Raw genomic sequence first — 17,767 nt, forward strand, 5'->3', positions numbered from 1 at the left:
GTTTATCCTCGTAAGGTCGCGGTTAACCCTTTCTGGCAGGCATACTGCTGTGCGAAGTCCAGCAGGGCAGGGTTATCCAGCGGTTTGTCAGGGGCAGAGTAGGGTTGGCCGAGCAGGGTGTATTTGTTCATGCCCAGCGTGTGATACGGCAGAAAATGAATATCATCGACGCCGAGTTCATCGGCGGCGAAATTGGTAATGGCGGTAACGGACGCTTCATCGGCGTTAAAGCCCTGGATCAGCGGCACGCGGATGGTGATCGTTTTCCCGGCGGCGGCCAGGCGTTTCAGGTTGTCCAGGATGCGCTTAGCCGAACCGTCCGTCCACTGCTTGAAAACGTCTCCGTCGACATGCTTCAGGTCGGCGAGGAACAGATCGACGTACGGTAATGACGGCTCAATATAGTGCCACGGCACGTGAAGGCAGGTTTCGACGGCGGTGTGGATACCCTGGTCGTGGCTGGCTTTAAACAGCGCGTGCGCCAGCTCCGGATTCATAAACGGCTCGCCGCCGGAAAGGGTGATCCCGCCGCCGCTGCGGTCGTAGAAGGGTTTATCGCGCAATACGGTCGCCATGATCTCTTCGACCTGCTGTTCTTCGCCGCAAACGGTCAGCGCCTGCGTCGGGCAGCAGTCGGTGAGGGCATCAAGCGTCTCTTCACTCAGCTTTTCGCGGTGGATGACCAGGCCATTCAGCGCGCGTTCGATGCAGCCCGGTGCCGCCTGCTGGCACAGGTCGCAGCCGTCCAGGCACAGACGCGCATCAAACAGCACGTCCCGGCTGCGGGAGCGGCTTTCCGGGTTCTGACACCAGCGACAGCCCAGCGAGCAGCCTTTCAGGAATACCACGGTTCGAATACCTGGGCCGTCGTGGGTGGAGTAACGCTGTATATTGAAGATCATTTTTTTGCCCTCGGATTACATATGAATATTAAATTACTTTCGAATGAAAGCTATCTTGATGTGGGTCAATTCCTGAGCAGGTTTTGCTGTGATAGGGTAAGTGCAGGCTAAATTTGAGGGTGACATCATGGAACTTTATCTCGACACATCTGACGTTGCGGCAGTCAAAAAGCTGGCGCGTATCTTCCCGCTGGCGGGCGTGACCACTAACCCAAGCATTGTGGCGGCGGGTAAAACCCCCCTGGAAGAGCTGCTGCCCGCGCTGCACGACGCGCTGGGCGGCAAGGGCCGGCTGTTCGCTCAGGTGATGGCGAAGACTGCCGAGGGGATGGTGGAAGACGCACGTAAGCTGCGCGCGATAATCAATGACCTGGTGGTGAAAGTGCCCGTGACCGCTGAAGGGCTGGCGGCGATCAAGATGCTGAAAGCGGAAGGGATCCCGACGCTGGGCACGGCGGTGTACGGTGCCGCGCAGGGGATGTTGTCCGCACTGGCGGGGGCTGAGTATGTGGCCCCTTACGTGAACCGCGTGGACGCGCAGGGCGGGGACGGGATCCAGACGGTGGTCGAACTGCAACAGTTGCTGACCCTGCACGCGCCGCAGTCAAAGGTGCTGGCGGCGAGCTTTAAAACCCCGCGCCAGGCGCTGGACTGCCTGCTGGCAGGGTGCGAGTCCATCACGCTGCCGCTGGACGTGGCGCAGCAGTTTATTACCTCTCCGGCGGTGGATGCGGCAATTGTGAAGTTTGAGCAGGACTGGCAGGGGGCGTTTGGGCGGACGTCTATTTGATGGGTGTGGCCTGATGCCCTCACCCCAACCCTCTCCCACAGGGAGAGGGAGCAAACACTAAAACGGCAACCTGAAGGTTGCCGTTTGCTTTAACCTTCGCACACCTCACACCCGGGATTACGCATTAGCTTCATCTCGCGAAACTGGCAGGTCATCGCGTCATACATCACGATTTTACCCGCGGCGGGCGTGCCATAGTGCGCCAGCACTTTGATCGCCTCCATGGCCTGCAAGGAACCGATAACGCCAACCAGCGGCGCCATTACGCCCGCCTCGACGCAGGTCAGCGCATTCTCGCCAAACAGACGGCTCAGGCAGCGGTAGCAGGGCTCTCCTTCAGCGTAGGTGAATACGGTGATTTGCCCCTCCATGCGGATGGCCGCGCCGGAAATCAGCGGCGTTTTATGGGCAAAGCAGCCCGCATTGAGCTGGTTGCGAATGGCGACGTTATCGGTGCAGTCCAGCACCAGGTCATGCCGTGCAATCTGCGCAAACAGCGCGTCGTCATCCAGCATCGCGTCAATCAGGGTGAACTGAACGTTGGGGTTAATGCGCGCCAGCGCCGTGCGTGCTGATTCCACTTTAGGCTGACCGACCGTCGCGTCGCTGTGCAGCGTCTGGCGTTGCAGGTTGGACACCGACACGGTGTCGAAATCCAGCAGCGTCATGCTGCCGACGCCCGCCGCAGCCAGGTATTGTGCTGCCGCGCAGCCCAGCCCGCCCAGACCCACAACCAGCACGCTGGCCGCCTTGAGCGCCTCCTGACCCTCGAAATCAAATCCGCGCAGCACGATCTGGCGGTTATAGCGCATCATCTCCGGGTCGCTCAGTTCCATCGTCATGTCAGCCTCCGAACAGGTGGTTAAAGCGTTCCACTTCAACCCATTCGCCCGCCTCAACGTGGCCGCGATCGCGCTCCAGCACGATAAAGCAGTTACCCTGGCTGAAGGAGCTAAAGATGTGCGAACCCTGATGCCCGGTGGTGCTCACCTCCAGCTCGCCGTCGGCGTTGCGCGCCAGAATGCCGCGCTGGAAATCGAGACGGCCCGGTGATTTTTTGAGGCGCGTTGCCGCCCGCACGCGCACACGTTCCGGCAGCGGGCTGGCATTGTTGCCTGAAAGCTTCGCCAGCAGCGGGATCACCAGCTGGTAGAAGGTCAGCGCGGCAGAGACCGGGTTACCCGGCAGGCCACAGAACCAGCTGTGCGGAAGTTTGCCAAACGCGAACGGTTTGCCCGGCTTAATCGCCAGCTTCCAGAAGGCGATTTCACCCAGCTCTTCAAGCAAGGTTTTGGTGTAATCCGCTTCGCCAACCGAAACGCCGCCGGAGCTGATCACCACGTCGGCAGAGGCGTCAGCGTCGATAAACGCCGCGCGCAGTTTTTGCGGATCGTCAGGAATGATACCGAGGTTAATCACCTCGCAGCCCAGCTGCTCAAGCATCAGGTGCACCGCCAGACGGTTGGTGTCGTAAATCTGCCCTTCGTTCAGCGGCTGACCCGGAAGCTGTAGCTCGTCTCCCGTGGAGAACACCGCTACGCGCACTTTGCGGACCACGTCAATCTCCGCGATGCCAAGCGATGCCAGCACCGGCAGTTCGGCGACCGTCAGTTTTTGCCCGGCGGCAAAGACCGTTGCGCCCAGGGTAATGTCTTCCCCGATATGGCGGATATTCTGTCCCGCTTTGACGCTGGCGGTAAAACGCACGCCGTCGTCCGTTTGTTCGGTCTCTTCCTGCATCACCACGGCTTCACAGCCCGTTGGCACCGGCGCGCCGGTCATAATGCGCACGCAGGTGCCCGCTGGCCACTCACCGTTTAACGGCTGCCCGGCAAACGCTTTCCCTGCCACCGGCAGCGGCTGACCCGTTTGCAGATCCGCCAGACGTACGGCATAGCCGTCCATCGCCGCGTTATCGAACCCCGGCACGTTCAGCGGCGAGACGATATCGCGCGCGGCAATACGGCCAAAACAGCGCACAAGCGGCAGCGTCTCAACGTCGTGCAGGGGAGTAATACGATCAAGCATCTGCGAGAGTGCCGTCTCAAGCGGCATCAGTCCGGCGGTAAAATCCATGGTGGGCTCCTGCGGAGTAACAACGAAAGCGCTCATTATGGCAGAAAAGTGCGGCTAACTGTATGACCCGATGGGTGTACGCTTTACATCACAGTTGCGTCTTTCTATATTCAAAAATCATCTGAAGATTCGTCGACGATAATGATATTTATAGAAAAAGCAGCCAGCCAGGCTGATGGGTGATGCGAAATGAGTAAAGCGGTTATCGCAATTCATGGCGGTGCCGGGGCAATCACCCGTGCACAGCTCAGTCCCGAGCAGGAGAAGCGTTATATCGATGCGCTGAACGCCATTGTGGAAACAGGCCAGCGGATGCTGGAAGCGGGCGACAGCGCGCTGGACGTGGTGACCGAAGCGGTGCGTCTGCTGGAGGAGTGTCCGCTGTTTAATGCCGGTATTGGCTCGGTCTTTACGCGCGATGAAACGCACGAGCTGGATGCCTGCGTGATGGACGGCGTCACCCTGAAAGCGGGCGCGGTAGCGGGCGTCAGCCGTCTGCGTAATCCGGTGCTGGCCGCGCGTCTGGTGATGGAACAAAGCCCGCATGTGCTGCTGGCCGGGGCGGGGGCGGAAAAATTTGCCGTCGAGCACGGTATGGACACGGTCTCGCCCGAGCTTTTTTCCACCGAGGAGCGTTACCGGCAACTGCTGGAGGCCCGTACAGCGGGGATGACGCAGCTGGACCATGCCGCGCCGCTCGATGAACGCAGCAAAATGGGCACGGTAGGCGCGGTGGCGCTGGATAAAGCCGGTAACCTCGCCGCCGCGACGTCGACAGGCGGCATGACCAACAAACTTCCCGGTCGCGTCGGCGACAGCCCGCTGCCGGGGGCCGGGTGTTACGCCAATAACGCCACCGCGGCGGTGTCATGCACCGGCACCGGCGAAGTGTTTATCCGCGCGCTGGCGGCCTATGACATTACCGCACTAATGGATTACGGCGGATTAAGCCTGAGTGAAGCCTGCGAGCGGGTAGTGATGGAGAAACTGCCGGCGCTGGGCGGGATTGGCGGCTTAATTGCGGTGGATCGGGAGGGCAACGTGGCTCTGCCGTTTAACAGTGAAGGGATGTACCGGGCGTGGGGGTATGCCGGCGATGCGCCCAGCACAGGCATTTATCGTGAATAAGGGGGCATTGCGTGCCGCACCGTGAAGAGCTGGACAACTGCGAAGTGCTGGCTGTCCACCAACTGAATATTGCGTTTCAGGAAGAGCGGCAGTTCATCCCCGCAGTACAGAATTTATCGTTTTCGCTCAGACGCGGCGAGACGCTGGCGATTGTTGGCGAATCAGGTTCCGGTAAATCCGTTACCGCGCTGGCGCTGATGCGTCTGCTTGAGCAGACGGGCGGGCAGGTCACCAGCGAGCGTATGCTGTTGCGCCGTCGCAACCGTCAGGTTATCGATCTCAACGAGCTGAGCGCGTCCCGGATGCAGGGTGTGCGCGGGGCAGACATTGCGATGATTTTTCAGGAGCCGATGACCTCCCTGAACCCGGTTTTCCCGGTGGGCGAGCAGATTGCCGAATCTATCCGCCTGCATCAGGGACTGAGCGGTGATGAGGCGCTCAACGAAGCAAAACGGATGCTGGAGCTGGTGCGTATCCCTGAGGCGCACGCGATTTTGTCCCGCTACCCGCATCAGCTTTCCGGCGGCATGCGCCAGCGGGTGATGATTGCGATGGCGCTGTCGTGCCGTCCGGCGGTACTCATTGCGGACGAACCCACCACGGCGCTGGATGTCACCATTCAGGCCCAGATCCTGCAACTGATTAAGGTGTTGCAGCAGGAGATGGAGATGGGGGTGATTTTCATTACCCACGATATGGGGGTGGTGGCGGACATTGCCGATCGGGTGCTGGTTATGCATCAGGGCAATGCCGTGGAAACCGGCACGGTGGAGCAGGTCTTTCATGCGCCGGTGCATTCTTATACCAAAGCGCTGCTGGCGGCGGTCCCGCGTCTGGGGGCCATGAATGGCAGTGATTTTCCGCGCCGTTTTCCGCTGATCTCACAGACCGAACAGGGCAAGCAGGAAGACGAAACCGAGCAGGATACGGTGGTTCCCGGCAGGCCAATCCTCGAAGTGCGTGACCTGGTGACCCGTTTCCCGCTGCGTAGCGGGATCCTCAATCGCGTGAAGCGCGAAGTGCATGCGGTTGAAAACGTCAGTTTTGATCTCTGGCCGGGCGAAACGCTGGCGCTGGTGGGGGAGTCCGGCTGCGGTAAATCCACCACCGGACGGGCGCTGCTCAGGCTGGTGGCGTCGCAGGAGGGGAGCATCACCTTCAACGGTGAGCGCATCGACACGCTACCTAACAGTAAATTGCAGGCGGTACGCCGGGATATTCAGTTTATATTCCAGGATCCTTATGCGTCGCTCGATCCGCGCCATACGGTGGGGTACTCGATTATGGAGCCGCTGCGGGTGCATAACCTGCTCGACGGTGAAGCCGCGCAGCGCCGCGTCGCGTGGCTGCTGGAGCGCGTGGGCCTGAAGCCGGAGCATGCCTGGCGTTATCCGCACGAATTTTCTGGTGGTCAGCGACAGCGTATCTGCATAGCCCGGGCATTAGCCCTGAATCCGAAGGTGGTGATTGCGGATGAGTCCGTGTCAGCGCTGGATGTCTCCATCCGCGCGCAAATCATCAATCTCCTGCTCGATTTACAGCGGGATTTAGGCATTGCGTTTCTGTTTATCTCCCACGATATGGCGGTGGTGGAGCGGATCAGCCATCGCGTGGCGGTGATGTACATGGGGCAAATAGTTGAAATCGGCCCCCGTCGGGCGGTGTTTGAAAACCCGCAGCACCCGTACACCCGCAAGCTGATGGCCGCCGTACCGGTTGCCGATCCTGAGCATCGTCACGCCCAGCGCGTGCTGTTGCAGGACGAAATGCCGAGCAATATTCGTAAACGGGGCGAAACCCTTGAGCGCGTGGCGCTGCGTGAGGTGGGTCCCGGTCATTTTGTCGCACCACCGCGTCAGGGCAATGCATTCTCGCGGTTATAACTTACAACAGGCAGGAGAACACAATGGTTCCTTTTGTTGCTCGTCAATGGCTGCTTGCCGCGAGCGTGACGGCTGCGCTGGCCGCCGCCCCCGCGTTCGCGGCGAAAGATGTGGTGGTGGCTGTGGGGTCTAACTTCACGACGCTGGATCCGTATGATGCTAACGACACCCTTTCTCAGGCGGTGGCAAAATCTTTCTACCAGGGGCTGTTCGGCCTGGACCGCGAGATGAAGCTGAAAAACGTGCTGGCGGAAGGCTATACCGTGTCGGACGATGGGCTGGTCTATACCGTTAAGCTCCGTACCGGCGTGAAGTTCCAGGACGGCACCGACTTCAACGCCGAGGCGGTTAAGATCAACCTGGACCGTGCCAGCAATCCGGAGAACGGTCTTAAGCGCTACAACCTGTATAAAAATATCGCCAGCACCGAAGTGGTTGACCCGGCGACGGTGAAGATCACCCTGAAAGAGCCGTTCTCGGCGTTTATCAATATTCTGGCGCATCCCGCGACGGCGATGATTTCGCCCGCCGCCCTGAAAAAATACGGCAAAGAGATTGGCTTCCACCCGGTGGGAACCGGGCCGTACGAACTGCTTACCTGGAACCAGACCGATTTTGTGAAGGTAAAAAAATTCGCCGGATACTGGCAGCAGGGGCTGCCGAAGCTGGATACCATCACCTGGCGTCCGGTCGTGGACAACAATACCCGTGCCGCGATGCTGCAAACCGGCGAAGCGCAGTTTGCCTTCCCAATTCCTTACGAACAGGCGGCGCTGCTGGCGAAAAACAGTAAGCTGGAGCTGGTGGCCAGCCCGTCGATAATGCAGCGCTACATCAGCATGAACGTCACGCAGAAACCGTTCGATAACCCGAAGGTGCGCGAAGCCATCAACTACGCCATTAACCGTCAGGCGCTGGTGAAGGTGGCCTTTGCCGGTTACGCCACTCCCGCGACGGGCGTGATGCCGCCAGCCATCGAGTATGCGCAGAGCTACCAGCCGTGGCCGTACGATCCGGCGAAAGCGCGGGAGCTGCTGAAAGAGGCGGGCTATCCGAACGGCTTTAACACCACGCTGTGGTCGTCGCATAACCACAGTACCGCGCAGAAGGTGCTGCAATTTACCCAGCAGCAGCTGGCGCAGGTGGGCATTAAAGCCAGGGTCACGGCGATGGATGCCGGACAGCGAGCGGCGGAAGTGGAAGGCAAAGGACAGAAAGAGAGCGGCGTGCGGATGTTCTACACCGGCTGGACGGCTTCAACCGGTGAAGCGGACTGGTCCCTGTCGCCGCTGTTTGCTTCCCAGAACTGGCCGCCAACGCTGTTCAATACCGCGTTCTACAGTAATCCGCAGGTGGATAAAGATCTGGCCGATGCCCTGAAAACCACCAAACCGGAAGAGAAAGCGCGCCTGTACAAAGAGGCGCAGGACATTATCTGGAAAGAGTCGCCGTGGGTGCCGCTGGTGGTGGAAAAACTGGTCTCAGCCCACAACAAAGCGCTGACCGGTTTTTACATCATGCCGGATACGGGCTTTAGCTTTGATGACGCGGATTTAAAATAAAACTCATGCTGAATTATGTGTGTAAACGCCTGCTGGGGCTTATCCCGACGCTGCTGATTGTGGCCGTGCTGGTGTTTTTGTTTGTCCATATGCTGCCCGGCGATCCAGCGCGTTTGATTGCCGGACCGGAAGCGGATGCGACGGTTATTGAACTGGTGCGTAAACAGCTCGGTCTTGACCAGCCGCTGTACAGGCAATTTCTGCGTTACATTGGCAATGTCCTTCAGGGCGATTTCGGCATCTCAATGGTGTCGCGTCGTCCGGTGTCGGAGGAGATTGCCAGCCGCTTTATGCCTACCTTCTGGTTAACGATTGCCAGTATGAGCTGGGCGGTAGTGTTTGGCCTGGGAGCGGGGATTGTCGCCGCCGTCTGGCGCAACCGCTGGCCGGATAAGCTCGGTATGGCGCTGGCGGTCACCGGCATCTCTTTCCCGGCGTTTGCGCTGGGTATGCTACTGATGCAGATTTTCTCCGTTGAGCTGGGCTGGTTGCCGACCGTCGGGGCCGACACCTGGAAGCACTACATTCTTCCCTCTATGACGCTTGGCGCGGCCGTTGCGGCGGTGATGGCCCGGTTTACCCGCGCCTCGTTTGTCGACGTGTTGAGCGAAGATTACATTCGCACCGCGCGGGCAAAAGGGGTGAGTGAGAAATGGGTCATTCTGAAGCATGGTTTTCGTAATGCGATGATACCGGTGGTCACGATGATGGGGCTACAGTTCGGCTTCCTGCTGGGCGGCTCTATTGTGGTTGAGAAGGTCTTTAACTGGCCGGGGCTGGGGCGCCTGCTGGTCGACTCGGTCGATATGCGTGACTATCCGGTCATTCAGGCTGAAGTCCTGCTTTTCTCGCTGGAGTTTATTCTTATCAACTTAGTGGTGGATGTGCTGTACGCCGCCATTAACCCGGCCATCAGGTATAAGTAAGATGCGATTACTGAACTGGCGTCGCCAGGCAATTTTAAACGCTATGCCGGGGGTCAGGCCGGACCATATTCGCACCCCGTGGATTGAGTTCTGGCGTCGATTCCGTCGTCAGCCCGTCGCTATGGTCGCCGGGTTGTTTGTGTTACTGCTGATCCTGGTGGCGATTATCGCCCCCTGGTTAGCCCCGTTTGATGCGGAAAACTACTTCGATTACGACCGGCTGAACGATGGACCATCGATGATGCACTGGTTTGGCGTGGACTCGCTCGGGCGCGATATTTTCAGCCGCGTGCTGGTAGGGGCGCAGATCTCGCTGGCGGCCGGGGTCTTTGCGGTGCTGATGGGCGCAGCAATTGGCACCGTGTTGGGGCTGGTGGCCGGGTACTACGAAGGCTGGTGGGACCGCATCATCATGCGTATCTGCGATGTGCTGTTTGCCTTTCCCGGTATTCTGCTGGCGATTGCCGTGGTGGCGGTGATGGGCAGCGGCATGGCGAACGTCATCATCGCCGTGGCGGTATTCTCGATTCCCGCTTTCGCGCGTCTGGTACGTGGCAACACGCTGGTGCTGAAGCAGCAGACCTTTATCGAGTCGGCGCGCAGCATGGGAGCCAGCGATGCCACCATCCTGTTCAGCCATATTCTGCCGGGAACGGTCTCGTCTATCGTGGTCTATTTCACCATGCGCATAGGCGTGTCGATTATCTCGGCGGCCAGCCTGTCGTTTCTGGGGTTAGGCGCACAGCCGCCGACGCCGGAGTGGGGCGCGATGCTGAACGAGGCGCGGGCGGATATGGTGATTGCGCCACACGTGGCGATCTTCCCGAGCCTGGCGATTTTCCTGACCGTGCTGGCGTTTAATTTACTGGGGGATGGGCTGCGCGACGCGCTGGATCCGCGGATAAAAGGGTAGTGCTGTGGAATGTGCCGGGTGGCGGCGACGCCTTACCCGGCCTGGAACAGAGGCGTGGGGAGATTAAACCCGGCTGCCCCACAAATCATACTCGTCGGCGTTTTCGACCTTCACGCGAATAATATCGCCCGGCTTGACGTTGGTTTCGCCGTTCAGGTACACCGCGCCGTCGATTTCAGGCGCATCCGCCATGCTGCGGCCAATCGCGCCTTCTTCGTCCACTTCGTCGATAATCACCAGAATTTCGCGGCCCACTTTCTCCTGCAAGCGTTCAGCAGAGATCTGCTGTTGCAGCTGCATAAAGCGGTTCCAGCGCTCCTCTTTTACCTCTTCCGGTACCTGGTCCGCCAGCTCGTTGGCCGTTGCGCCTTCAACCGGGCTGTACTTGAAGCAGCCGACGCGATCCAGACGCGCCTCTTTCAGGAAGTCGAGCAGCATCTGGAAATCTTCTTCGGTTTCACCCGGGAAGCCGACAATAAAGGTGGAGCGCAGGGTCAGATCCGGACAGATTTCACGCCACTGCTTGATGCGCGCCAGCTGGCGGTCAACGGAGCCAGGGCGTTTCATCAGCTTCAGAATGCGCGGGCTGGCATGCTGTAGCGGGATATCCAGGTACGGCAGGATTTTGCCTTCCGCCATCAGCGGGATCACATCGTCAACGTGCGGGTACGGGTAGACGTAGTGCAGGCGCGTCCAGATCCCGAGCTTAGCCAGCTGCTCGCACAGGCCGACCATGCTGGTTTTCACTGGCTCGCCGTTGTGGAAACCGGAACGGTGTTTAACGTCCACGCCGTAGGCGGAGGTGTCCTGGGAGATGACCAGCAGCTCCTTCACGCCCGCGTCGGCCAGGCGTTTGGCTTCTGCCAGCACCTCGCCAATCGGACGGCTCACCAGATCGCCACGCATCGACGGGATGATGCAGAAGGTGCAGCGATGGTTGCAGCCTTCGGAAATTTTCAGGTAGGCGTAGTGGCGCGGCGTCAGCTTCACGCCCTGTTCCGGCACCAGGCTCAGGAACGGGTTGTGCTTTGGTTTGGGGACGTAGTGATGAACATGTTCCAGCACCTGCTCGTAGCTGTGTGGACCGGTGATCTCCAGCACCTTCGGGTGCACTTCACGGATCTGGTCTTCTTTTGCGCCCAGGCAGCCGGTCACAATCACTTTGCCGTTTTCCGTCAGGGCTTCACCAATGGCTTCCAGGGATTCCTGAACCGCGCTGTCGATAAAGCCGCAGGTGTTGACGATCACCATGTCGGCGTTGTCGTAGCTTGGCACCACGTCATAGCCTTCAGTGCGAAGTTCAGTCAGGATGCGTTCGGAGTCCACCAGGTTCTTCGGGCAGCCCAGGGAGACAAAGCCGATTTTCGGCGGGTGCGTAACATTGCTCATAGGTTAAAAATTCATCAATTATGGAGTTATCAGGGCGGGATTTTACAGCGTATCGCAGGGGATTTATACACTCTTGATGGCGCAGTTGAGGCCGGCAATCGTTGTAACATTGTAAAGAATGTTAATCAGTTATCGTTTATTGATCCCAGGCATTACATTGTACAAAAAATGACCTTATTCTTAATGAGGTAACATGGCTGACAGAGGAGGAATAGCATGTCCGTTGACAGACTGAAACGCGATCTGCTTAACAAGCTGATCAACGCCCGAATCGACCTGGCTGCATATCTGCAACTCCGCAAGGCGAAAGGGTATATGTCAGTCAGCGAAAGCGAAAATCTGCGTGATAACTTCTTTGAACTTTGCAATTTCATGCGTGAAAAAGCACCCATCCTGAAAGCGCACTACGCTGAAAGCGAATTAGTGGCGCTGCGCCGCGCCGCCGAGGTGCTCTCCATCGCCGGGGTCTGTTTGATGAACGGACGTCACGACTGCCCGAATTTTATTGCCGTTAACGCGGAGAAGCTTGAAAACTGCCTGACCACGCTCGCGCTTTGCATTATGTGTCTGAACAAGCCGGAAACGCTTGCCCGGCACTGAACGCGGGGGAGGCAACTCCCCCTTCTGATTAAGCTTTTGTAAAAGTGGTAACGCACCCGGGAACAGTGGCTAATCTTTAAGCCATATGTCGATAAAGGAGTGCGTTATGCCTCGATCCTCGCTGATTTTCCTTCCAGTCTTGTTATTCCCGCTTTCACTGCTTGCAGCGCCTGAGACGGTTAAGGTCGACGTGCTACAGACAAAACTGGATCACCCCTGGTCGCTGGCGTTTCTGCCAGATAACAAGGGGCTGCTCATCACGCTCAAAGACGGGCAGCTTAAGCACTGGCAGGCAGGGAAAGGGCTCTCCGATCCGATTGTCGGCGTGCCGAAAGTGTGGGCGAGCGGCCAGGGCGGACTGCTGGACGTCGCGCTGGCCCCGGATTTTGCACAATCACGGCGGGTCTGGCTCAGCTTCGCCGAGGCAGGTAATGATGGCAAAGCGGGTACCGCGGTGGGCTATGGGCGGTTGAGCGATGACCTGTCGCGCATTGAGGGCTTCCAGGTGGTGTTCCGACAGATGCCGAAGCTCTCTACCGGCAACCACTTTGGCGGACGGCTGGTGTTCGACGGCAAAGGCCATCTCTTTATTGGCCTGGGTGAAAACAACCAGCGCCCGACGGCGCAGGATCTGGACAAGCTTCAGGGCAAGGTGGTGCGCCTGACGGAGGACGGAAAAGTGCCACCGGATAATCCGTTTGTGAACACCGCCGGAGCGCGCCCGGAAATCTGGTCCTATGGCATTCGCAACCCGCAGGGAATGGCGATGAACCCGTGGAGTGACACGCTGTGGCTCAACGAACACGGACCACGCGGTGGGGATGAGATTAACATTCCTGAGAAGGGCAAAAACTACGGCTGGCCCCTGGCGACGCACGGGATCAATTACAGCGGGCTGAAAATCCCGGAAGCGAAAGGCGAGCACGTTGAGGGCACTGAAAAACCGCTGTTTGTCTGGAAAGTGTCGCCCGCCGTCAGCGGCATGGCGTTCTACAACAGCGACGTCTTCCCGCAGTGGAAAAACAAGCTGTTTATCGGCGCGCTGAAGGAGAAAGACGTCATCGTGCTGAGCGTGAAGGGCAATAGCGTGACGGAGGATGGGCGAATTCTTGGGGATAAAGATCAGCGTATCCGCGATGCGCGCGTCGGGCCGGATGGTTATCTGTACGTGCTGACCGACGAGACGGACGGGCAGCTTTGGAAAGTCAGCCCGTCCGGGTCGTAATCAGGTCACCGGGATCATCACCACGTTGCGATACGCCGGGCGCTCGCTGAGCTGCTGGATCCAGCGCTCAAGGTGAGGGCGCGGGGTCCAGCTGAGACCCATGTTAGTGAGGTTCCAGACGAAGGGGGCGACGGCGATATCGCCCACGCCGAACGTGTCGCCGGAGAACCAGGTATGCTTCGCCAGTTCGTCGTCCATCATCGCAAACAGCGACTCACACGCATCCTGGGCGGCATGAATGGCGGGATAATCACGATCGGCTTCCGGCGTACGGATAAGCCCCATCAGGATCACGCGGTGCGTGGGGGAAAGCGTCTGGTTTGCCCAGTCCATCCATTTTTCGCCCTGCGCGCGCTGGGCCGGATTTTCAACCCACAGGCGACCCTGGCCGTACTGCGCGGCAAGATAACGCACAATGGTATTGGACTCCCACAGCGTGGCGTCTGTCTCGTCATCGCGCAGCAACGGCACCAGCCCGTTTGGGTTCATCGCCAGATAGTCGGCGTCTTTATTCACCCCGAACGCCATGCCAGCCATAATTTGGTTGAACGGTAAATCCAGCTCCTCCAGCGTCCAGAGCACTTTCTTCACGTTAGTCGAATTGTTCCTGCCCCACAGCGTAATCATATTTACTCCCGATGAGATGTGAATCCGAGTCAGCTTTTCGCCATGGTGAGATAAACCTAACAATTACGCAACAGATGCTAAAAAAAACGCCGCAATCAAAGCGTATCTGAATGTTATTGCATAAACTTTAAAAACTTTACCTGGAACAGGTTTCTTTGAAGGCTGTAGTGCGCTATTACTCATCGCTTCTTGCGACACGGTGATTGTGACGTGATTTTTAGAATGGACACTCGGGTGGCATTTATGACGCAAAAAACTTCTTCTCTGCGCAGCCTGGCGGCAGGCTCGGCGCTGCTTTTCCTTTTTGCCCCAACGCTTCATGCGGCGGAACAGACAGCGCCCGAAGCGCCGCCTGTTGATGCGCGCGCCTGGATCCTGATGGATTACGCCAGCGGGAAAGTGCTGGCGGAAGGTAACGCCGACGAAAAACTCGACCCGGCGAGCCTGACGAAAATTATGACCAGCTATGTGGTCGGCCAGGCGTTAAAAGCAGGCAAGATCAAGCTGAATGACATGGTCACCGTCGGGAAAGATGCCTGGGCGACCGGTAACCCGGCGCTGCGCGGCTCGTCCGTGATGTTCCTGAAGCCCGGTGATCAGGTCTCCGTTTCCGATCTGAATAAAGGGGTCATTATTCAGTCGGGAAATGATGCCTGTATTGCGCTGGCCGATTACGTCGCGGGCAGTCAGGACTCATTTATTGGGCTGATGAATGGCTACGCGAAAAAACTGGGTCTGAACAATACCACCTTTAAAACCGTTCACGGCCTGGATGCGCCGGGTCAGTTCAGTACCGCGCGCGATATGGCGCTGCTGGGCAAAGCGCTGATCCATGACGTTCCGGATGAGTACGCCATCCATAAAGAGAAAGAGTTTACCTTCAATAATATTCGCCAGCCTAACCGTAACCGCCTGCTCTGGAGCAGTAACGTTAACGTGGACGGCATGAAAACCGGTACAACTGCCGGGGCCGGATACAACCTGGTGGCTTCTGCGACGCAGGGCGATATGCGCCTGATCTCGGTGGTGCTGGGCACGAAAACCGACCGCATTCGTTTTAACGAGTCAGAAAAACTGCTGACCTGGGGTTTCCGCTTCTTTGAAACCGTCACGCCGATTAAGCCGGACGCCACCTTCGTCAGCCAGCGCGTCTGGTTTGGTGATAAAAGTGAAGTAAACCTGGGGGCAGGTGAAGCGGGGTCCGTCACCATTCCGCGCGGCCAGCTGAAAAACCTGAAAGCGAGCTATACCCTGACCGAGCCACAGCTGACCGCGCCGTTAAAAAAAGGCCAGGTGGTCGGGACGATAGATTTCCAGCTTAACGGCAAATCCATTGAGCAGCGTCCGCTGGTGGTAATGGAAGCGGTGGAAGAGGGCGGCTTCTTCAGCCGGATATGGGACTTTGTGTTAATGAAATTCCACGGCTGGTTTGGCAGCTGGTTCAGCTAAGTTTTTGCCGGGTGGCGGCTTCGCCTTACCCGGCATAACCTCAATACATCAACTTCACCTGCTGCGCTTTCGCGTATGCCACCAGCTCGTCATCCGGGCGGCAATCACTGACGATGGCGTCAAAGCGCGACAGCTCTCCCATTCTTGCCGGACGGACCTTGCCAAATTTACTGTGATCAACCACCAGCACATGCTGCTGTGCGGCGTTGAGCGCCCACTGTTTCACCGGTAACTCTTCAAGATTAAAACAGGTTGCCCCCTGTTTCACATTCACGCCCGCCGCAGAGTAAAAGGCGATATCCGGGCATACATTGCTCAGCGTGTCCTGAATATTCAGCGGTTTGAAAATGGCGTTGCTGGCATGAAATTCGCCGCCACACAAAATCACCCGGCACGCCGGTTTCTCCTGCAAGGCCAGGAAGGTGTTTAGCGAATAACAGACGGCGGTAAAGGGAACGGTGCTGTCGATGGCCTCGATGATCCACGGGGTTGTCGTACCGCAGTCAAAAAAAAGCGTTTGATGCGGCTGCACCAGCGAGGCGGCGAGCCGCGCGGCTTTGCGCTTCTCCTCCACCAGGCGTGTTTTTTGATCGCTTAACAGATAATGGCTGGCGCTACGCGGCTCCAGAACAATATACCCGCCAAGCAGCACAACGGGGGCGCTGTCGCTGTTCAGATCGCGACGAATGGTCATTTCAGACACGCCAAGCAGGGTAGCGGCTTCCTTAAGATGCAGCTTATCGCTGCGCTTCAGCGCCTGGAGCAGCTGAGCAATGCGGTCATCGCGACGTGTTTCCATAGATCCTCGGGCTAAAAAAGTGAGCCCCCGCAGGGCGGGGGCTCAAGTGTAACCTGACGGACCGGGGTTAGTCACGTATCCAGCCTTTGCGGATCGGAAGGGCAAACAGAACGCGATAGGCCTGTGATAATCCACGATAAAGCGCCGGACCAAAGAGGCTCCACAGGATGGCTGCGCTGACGCAGCCCATCAGTCCCACCAGGAAACCGCCGACCATATCCAGCGGCCAGTGCACGCCCAGGTAGACGCGGGACCAGGCGATGGCGACCGCCACGCCCATCAGCACTACGCCGGACCACAGGCGATGCCAGAACAGGAAGGCCAGCGCAAAGGTGAAGATCACCGTGCCGTGATCGCTCGGGAACGAGTCGTCCGGCGCATGGTGCAGGAAGTTGTAGCCGACGCGATCGACAAACGGACGATCGTGTGGGAAGGCGTGGCCCAGCACGTAGCTTGCCAGCACGCTGACGCCGATCGCCATCGCCATTTTGATCACCAGATGGCGCTGGGCGGTGACCTGTGTACGAGGTCCCCATAACCAGAGGATCACCGCCAGCGCCGGTACAATGCTGATCACATCTTTCGCAATGAAGGTGGCGAGATCGATCATCCATTCCGGTGACGACGGCGTGGCGTTGAGCAGGTAAAACAGTTCGTAGTTCAGATTTTCTAACATAATCTCGTTACTCTTTAGCAAACCAGGCGGAAACCAGCCCGTAAACCAGCACCTGGGAAAACCAGACCCACCACCCGGCCCACAGGTTGTGAGAGAAAAAATGCGCGCCGCGCATGACCTGCCCGAATCCCATCAGCAGCCCCATAACAACGCCCAACGCGACAAAGGTCCAGGCCAGGCGTGGACGTTCACGCCAGAAGGCAAAAAACAGCCCCATCACCATAAACCCGCTTGAGGCGTGGCCGCCGGGAAAGCAGCGTCCCGGTCCGCTGTCGGCCGGAATCGCGCTGAACAGGGGATACGAGACGGCTTTGCCGCCATACTCCACCAGATCCCACGGACAGCTGTGGTGGCTCATGCTTTTCAGGGCTCCTACAACGAGCGCGCCCAGACCCATCAGAAGCGCGGCCGTCACCAGCCGGGCATTGCGTCTGTAAGCCCCGTAAACCAGCGCGATGACGGCCAGGGCAATGGCCACATATTTCGCCAGCCGATGGTTGAGCAGATCCAGCAGCGGATTTTGCTGTAGCGGGAAATGATGCGTCGCCGCGTCATACCAGAAGCCGGTGATCCATCGGTCAAGCGATTCATCGCGCGAAAGCCAGGTAAAAAGCAGCGCAAGGACGATCAGCACGAAAAGCTGATAACCATAAAAGCGGGCAGGCAAACGGTAAAGGCGTTTTGTCTTATTTGTCGGTAACTTAGATAATTCTGAAGGGCTGACGGCGTGTGTCATAGTTTCGGTCAATAACGTGAAATAGCACTATCATAAGGAGGGCAACTTAAGGAAACCTTAAACAACAACGATAAGTGCCTTATTTC

Annotated in this window: 17 protein-coding genes; 9 read left to right on the forward strand and 8 right to left on the reverse strand. The window is 58.2% G+C overall.

Going from position 1 to position 17,767, the window contains the following annotated elements; all coding sequences use genetic code 11:
* Positions 1 to 2 precede the first annotated feature (2 nt).
* The gene (locus tag RY075_RS07420) at positions 3 to 902 is read right to left on the reverse strand and encodes a glycyl-radical enzyme activating protein (protein ID WP_126525156.1); all 900 of its coding nucleotides are present in this window, start codon (positions 900 to 902) and stop codon (positions 3 to 5) included.
* A 127-nt stretch (positions 903 to 1,029) separates the two neighbouring features.
* Here RY075_RS07420 and fsa point away from each other — a divergent pair, with 127 nt between their 5' ends.
* Entirely contained in the window at positions 1,030 to 1,692 is a 663-nt protein-coding gene (gene fsa, locus RY075_RS07425) for a fructose-6-phosphate aldolase (RefSeq protein ID WP_017384896.1), read from the forward strand.
* 89 nt (positions 1,693 to 1,781) lie between these two features.
* On the opposite strand, the gene moeB is transcribed toward fsa, so the two are convergent.
* Together moeB and moeA are read right to left on the reverse strand one after the other, a co-directional pair.
* Positions 1,782 to 2,534: a molybdopterin-synthase adenylyltransferase MoeB gene (gene moeB / locus RY075_RS07430; RefSeq protein WP_022650669.1), complete on the reverse strand. Its 753-nt coding sequence runs from the start codon at positions 2,532 to 2,534 to the stop codon at positions 1,782 to 1,784.
* Position 2,535: 1 nt separating this feature from the next.
* On the reverse strand, positions 2,536 to 3,768 hold the full coding sequence (moeA, locus tag RY075_RS07435) for a molybdopterin molybdotransferase MoeA (RefSeq protein ID WP_063855223.1): 1,233 nt from the start codon (positions 3,766 to 3,768) through the stop codon (positions 2,536 to 2,538).
* Between the two features lie 189 nt (positions 3,769 to 3,957).
* Between moeA and iaaA the strand changes: the two genes are divergently transcribed.
* The 5 genes from iaaA to gsiD are packed head-to-tail and all read left to right on the forward strand — an operon-like array spanning position 3,958 to position 10,180.
* On the forward strand, positions 3,958 to 4,896 hold the full coding sequence (gene iaaA, locus RY075_RS07440) for a beta-aspartyl-peptidase (protein ID WP_023315701.1): 939 nt from the start codon (positions 3,958 to 3,960) through the stop codon (positions 4,894 to 4,896).
* Positions 4,897 to 4,907: 11 nt separating this feature from the next.
* Entirely contained in the window at positions 4,908 to 6,779 is a 1,872-nt protein-coding gene (gsiA, locus tag RY075_RS07445; RefSeq protein WP_048209045.1) for a glutathione ABC transporter ATP-binding protein GsiA, read from the forward strand.
* A gap of 23 nt (positions 6,780 to 6,802) precedes the next feature.
* Positions 6,803 to 8,341, forward strand: coding sequence for a glutathione ABC transporter substrate-binding protein GsiB (gsiB, locus tag RY075_RS07450; protein WP_045336955.1), 1,539 nt, complete (start codon positions 6,803 to 6,805; stop codon positions 8,339 to 8,341).
* A 5-nt stretch (positions 8,342 to 8,346) separates the two neighbouring features.
* Positions 8,347 to 9,267: a glutathione ABC transporter permease GsiC gene (gene gsiC / locus RY075_RS07455; RefSeq protein ID WP_006809475.1), complete on the forward strand. Its 921-nt coding sequence runs from the start codon at positions 8,347 to 8,349 to the stop codon at positions 9,265 to 9,267.
* A gap of 1 nt (position 9,268) precedes the next feature.
* Positions 9,269 to 10,180: a glutathione ABC transporter permease GsiD gene (gene gsiD / locus RY075_RS07460; RefSeq protein WP_022650674.1), complete on the forward strand. Its 912-nt coding sequence runs from the start codon at positions 9,269 to 9,271 to the stop codon at positions 10,178 to 10,180.
* Positions 10,181 to 10,243: 63 nt separating this feature from the next.
* On the opposite strand, the gene rimO is transcribed toward gsiD, so the two are convergent.
* On the reverse strand, positions 10,244 to 11,569 hold the full coding sequence (gene rimO, locus RY075_RS07465; protein WP_022650675.1) for a 30S ribosomal protein S12 methylthiotransferase RimO: 1,326 nt from the start codon (positions 11,567 to 11,569) through the stop codon (positions 10,244 to 10,246).
* Between the two features lie 216 nt (positions 11,570 to 11,785).
* Here rimO and bssR point away from each other — a divergent pair, with 216 nt between their 5' ends.
* Both bssR and RY075_RS07475 read left to right on the forward strand, forming a co-directional pair.
* Complete coding sequence (bssR, locus tag RY075_RS07470; protein ID WP_003858412.1) at positions 11,786 to 12,169, forward strand: biofilm formation regulator BssR; 384 nt, start codon at positions 11,786 to 11,788, stop codon at positions 12,167 to 12,169.
* Between the two features lie 106 nt (positions 12,170 to 12,275).
* The gene (locus RY075_RS07475; protein WP_338628371.1) at positions 12,276 to 13,394 is read left to right on the forward strand and encodes a PQQ-dependent sugar dehydrogenase; all 1,119 of its coding nucleotides are present in this window, start codon (positions 12,276 to 12,278) and stop codon (positions 13,392 to 13,394) included.
* Here the strand turns inward: RY075_RS07475 and RY075_RS07480 are convergent, their stop codons facing one another.
* Positions 13,395 to 14,021: a glutathione S-transferase family protein gene (locus RY075_RS07480; protein WP_003858411.1), complete on the reverse strand. Its 627-nt coding sequence runs from the start codon at positions 14,019 to 14,021 to the stop codon at positions 13,395 to 13,397.
* 243 nt (positions 14,022 to 14,264) lie between these two features.
* On the opposite strand from RY075_RS07480, the gene dacC reads away from it, so the two are divergent.
* On the forward strand, positions 14,265 to 15,470 hold the full coding sequence (gene dacC, locus RY075_RS07485) for a serine-type D-Ala-D-Ala carboxypeptidase (RefSeq protein WP_048245041.1): 1,206 nt from the start codon (positions 14,265 to 14,267) through the stop codon (positions 15,468 to 15,470).
* Positions 15,471 to 15,510: 40 nt separating this feature from the next.
* On the opposite strand, the gene deoR is transcribed toward dacC, so the two are convergent.
* The 3 genes from deoR to RY075_RS07500 all read right to left on the reverse strand — a co-directional run bounded on the left by deoR (position 15,511) and on the right by RY075_RS07500 (position 17,681).
* Positions 15,511 to 16,269 (reverse strand): DNA-binding transcriptional repressor DeoR, encoded by a 759-nt coding sequence (gene deoR / locus RY075_RS07490; RefSeq protein WP_022650678.1) that lies wholly within the window; start codon positions 16,267 to 16,269, stop codon positions 15,511 to 15,513.
* A gap of 67 nt (positions 16,270 to 16,336) precedes the next feature.
* Positions 16,337 to 16,945, reverse strand: a complete 609-nt coding sequence (gene ybjG / locus RY075_RS07495; RefSeq protein WP_003858405.1) for an undecaprenyl-diphosphate phosphatase — start codon at positions 16,943 to 16,945, stop codon at positions 16,337 to 16,339.
* A gap of 7 nt (positions 16,946 to 16,952) precedes the next feature.
* Entirely contained in the window at positions 16,953 to 17,681 is a 729-nt protein-coding gene (locus RY075_RS07500) for a phosphatase PAP2 family protein (RefSeq protein ID WP_022650679.1), read from the reverse strand.
* Positions 17,682 to 17,767: the final 86 nt, after the last annotated feature.

Origin of the sequence: Enterobacter sp. JJBC, from assembly GCF_036936505.1 — a bacterium.
Classification (GTDB): Bacteria; Pseudomonadota; Gammaproteobacteria; order Enterobacterales; family Enterobacteriaceae; genus Enterobacter; species Enterobacter hormaechei_C.

Coding starts and splice junctions, on each gene's coding strand:
- RY075_RS07500 (WP_022650679.1), bottom strand. CDS start 17,681: ATGACACACGCCGTCAGCCCTTCAGAATTATCTAAGTTACCGACAAAT.
- rimO (WP_022650675.1), bottom strand. CDS start 11,569: ATGAGCAATGTTACGCACCCGCCGAAAATCGGCTTTGTCTCCCTGGGC.
- gsiB (WP_045336955.1), top strand. CDS start 6,803: ATGGTTCCTTTTGTTGCTCGTCAATGGCTGCTTGCCGCGAGCGTGACG.
- deoR (WP_022650678.1), bottom strand. CDS start 16,269: ATGGAAACACGTCGCGATGACCGCATTGCTCAGCTGCTCCAGGCGCTG.
- dacC (WP_048245041.1), top strand. CDS start 14,265: ATGACGCAAAAAACTTCTTCTCTGCGCAGCCTGGCGGCAGGCTCGGCG.
- gsiD (WP_022650674.1), top strand. CDS start 9,269: ATGCGATTACTGAACTGGCGTCGCCAGGCAATTTTAAACGCTATGCCG.
- RY075_RS07420 (WP_126525156.1), bottom strand. CDS start 902: ATGATCTTCAATATACAGCGTTACTCCACCCACGACGGCCCAGGTATT.
- gsiC (WP_006809475.1), top strand. CDS start 8,347: ATGCTGAATTATGTGTGTAAACGCCTGCTGGGGCTTATCCCGACGCTG.
- moeB (WP_022650669.1), bottom strand. CDS start 2,534: ATGACGATGGAACTGAGCGACCCGGAGATGATGCGCTATAACCGCCAG.
- iaaA (WP_023315701.1), top strand. CDS start 3,958: ATGAGTAAAGCGGTTATCGCAATTCATGGCGGTGCCGGGGCAATCACC.
- ybjG (WP_003858405.1), bottom strand. CDS start 16,945: ATGTTAGAAAATCTGAACTACGAACTGTTTTACCTGCTCAACGCCACG.
- moeA (WP_063855223.1), bottom strand. CDS start 3,768: ATGGATTTTACCGCCGGACTGATGCCGCTTGAGACGGCACTCTCGCAG.
- fsa (WP_017384896.1), top strand. CDS start 1,030: ATGGAACTTTATCTCGACACATCTGACGTTGCGGCAGTCAAAAAGCTG.
- RY075_RS07480 (WP_003858411.1), bottom strand. CDS start 14,021: ATGATTACGCTGTGGGGCAGGAACAATTCGACTAACGTGAAGAAAGTG.
- bssR (WP_003858412.1), top strand. CDS start 11,786: ATGTCCGTTGACAGACTGAAACGCGATCTGCTTAACAAGCTGATCAAC.
- RY075_RS07475 (WP_338628371.1), top strand. CDS start 12,276: ATGCCTCGATCCTCGCTGATTTTCCTTCCAGTCTTGTTATTCCCGCTT.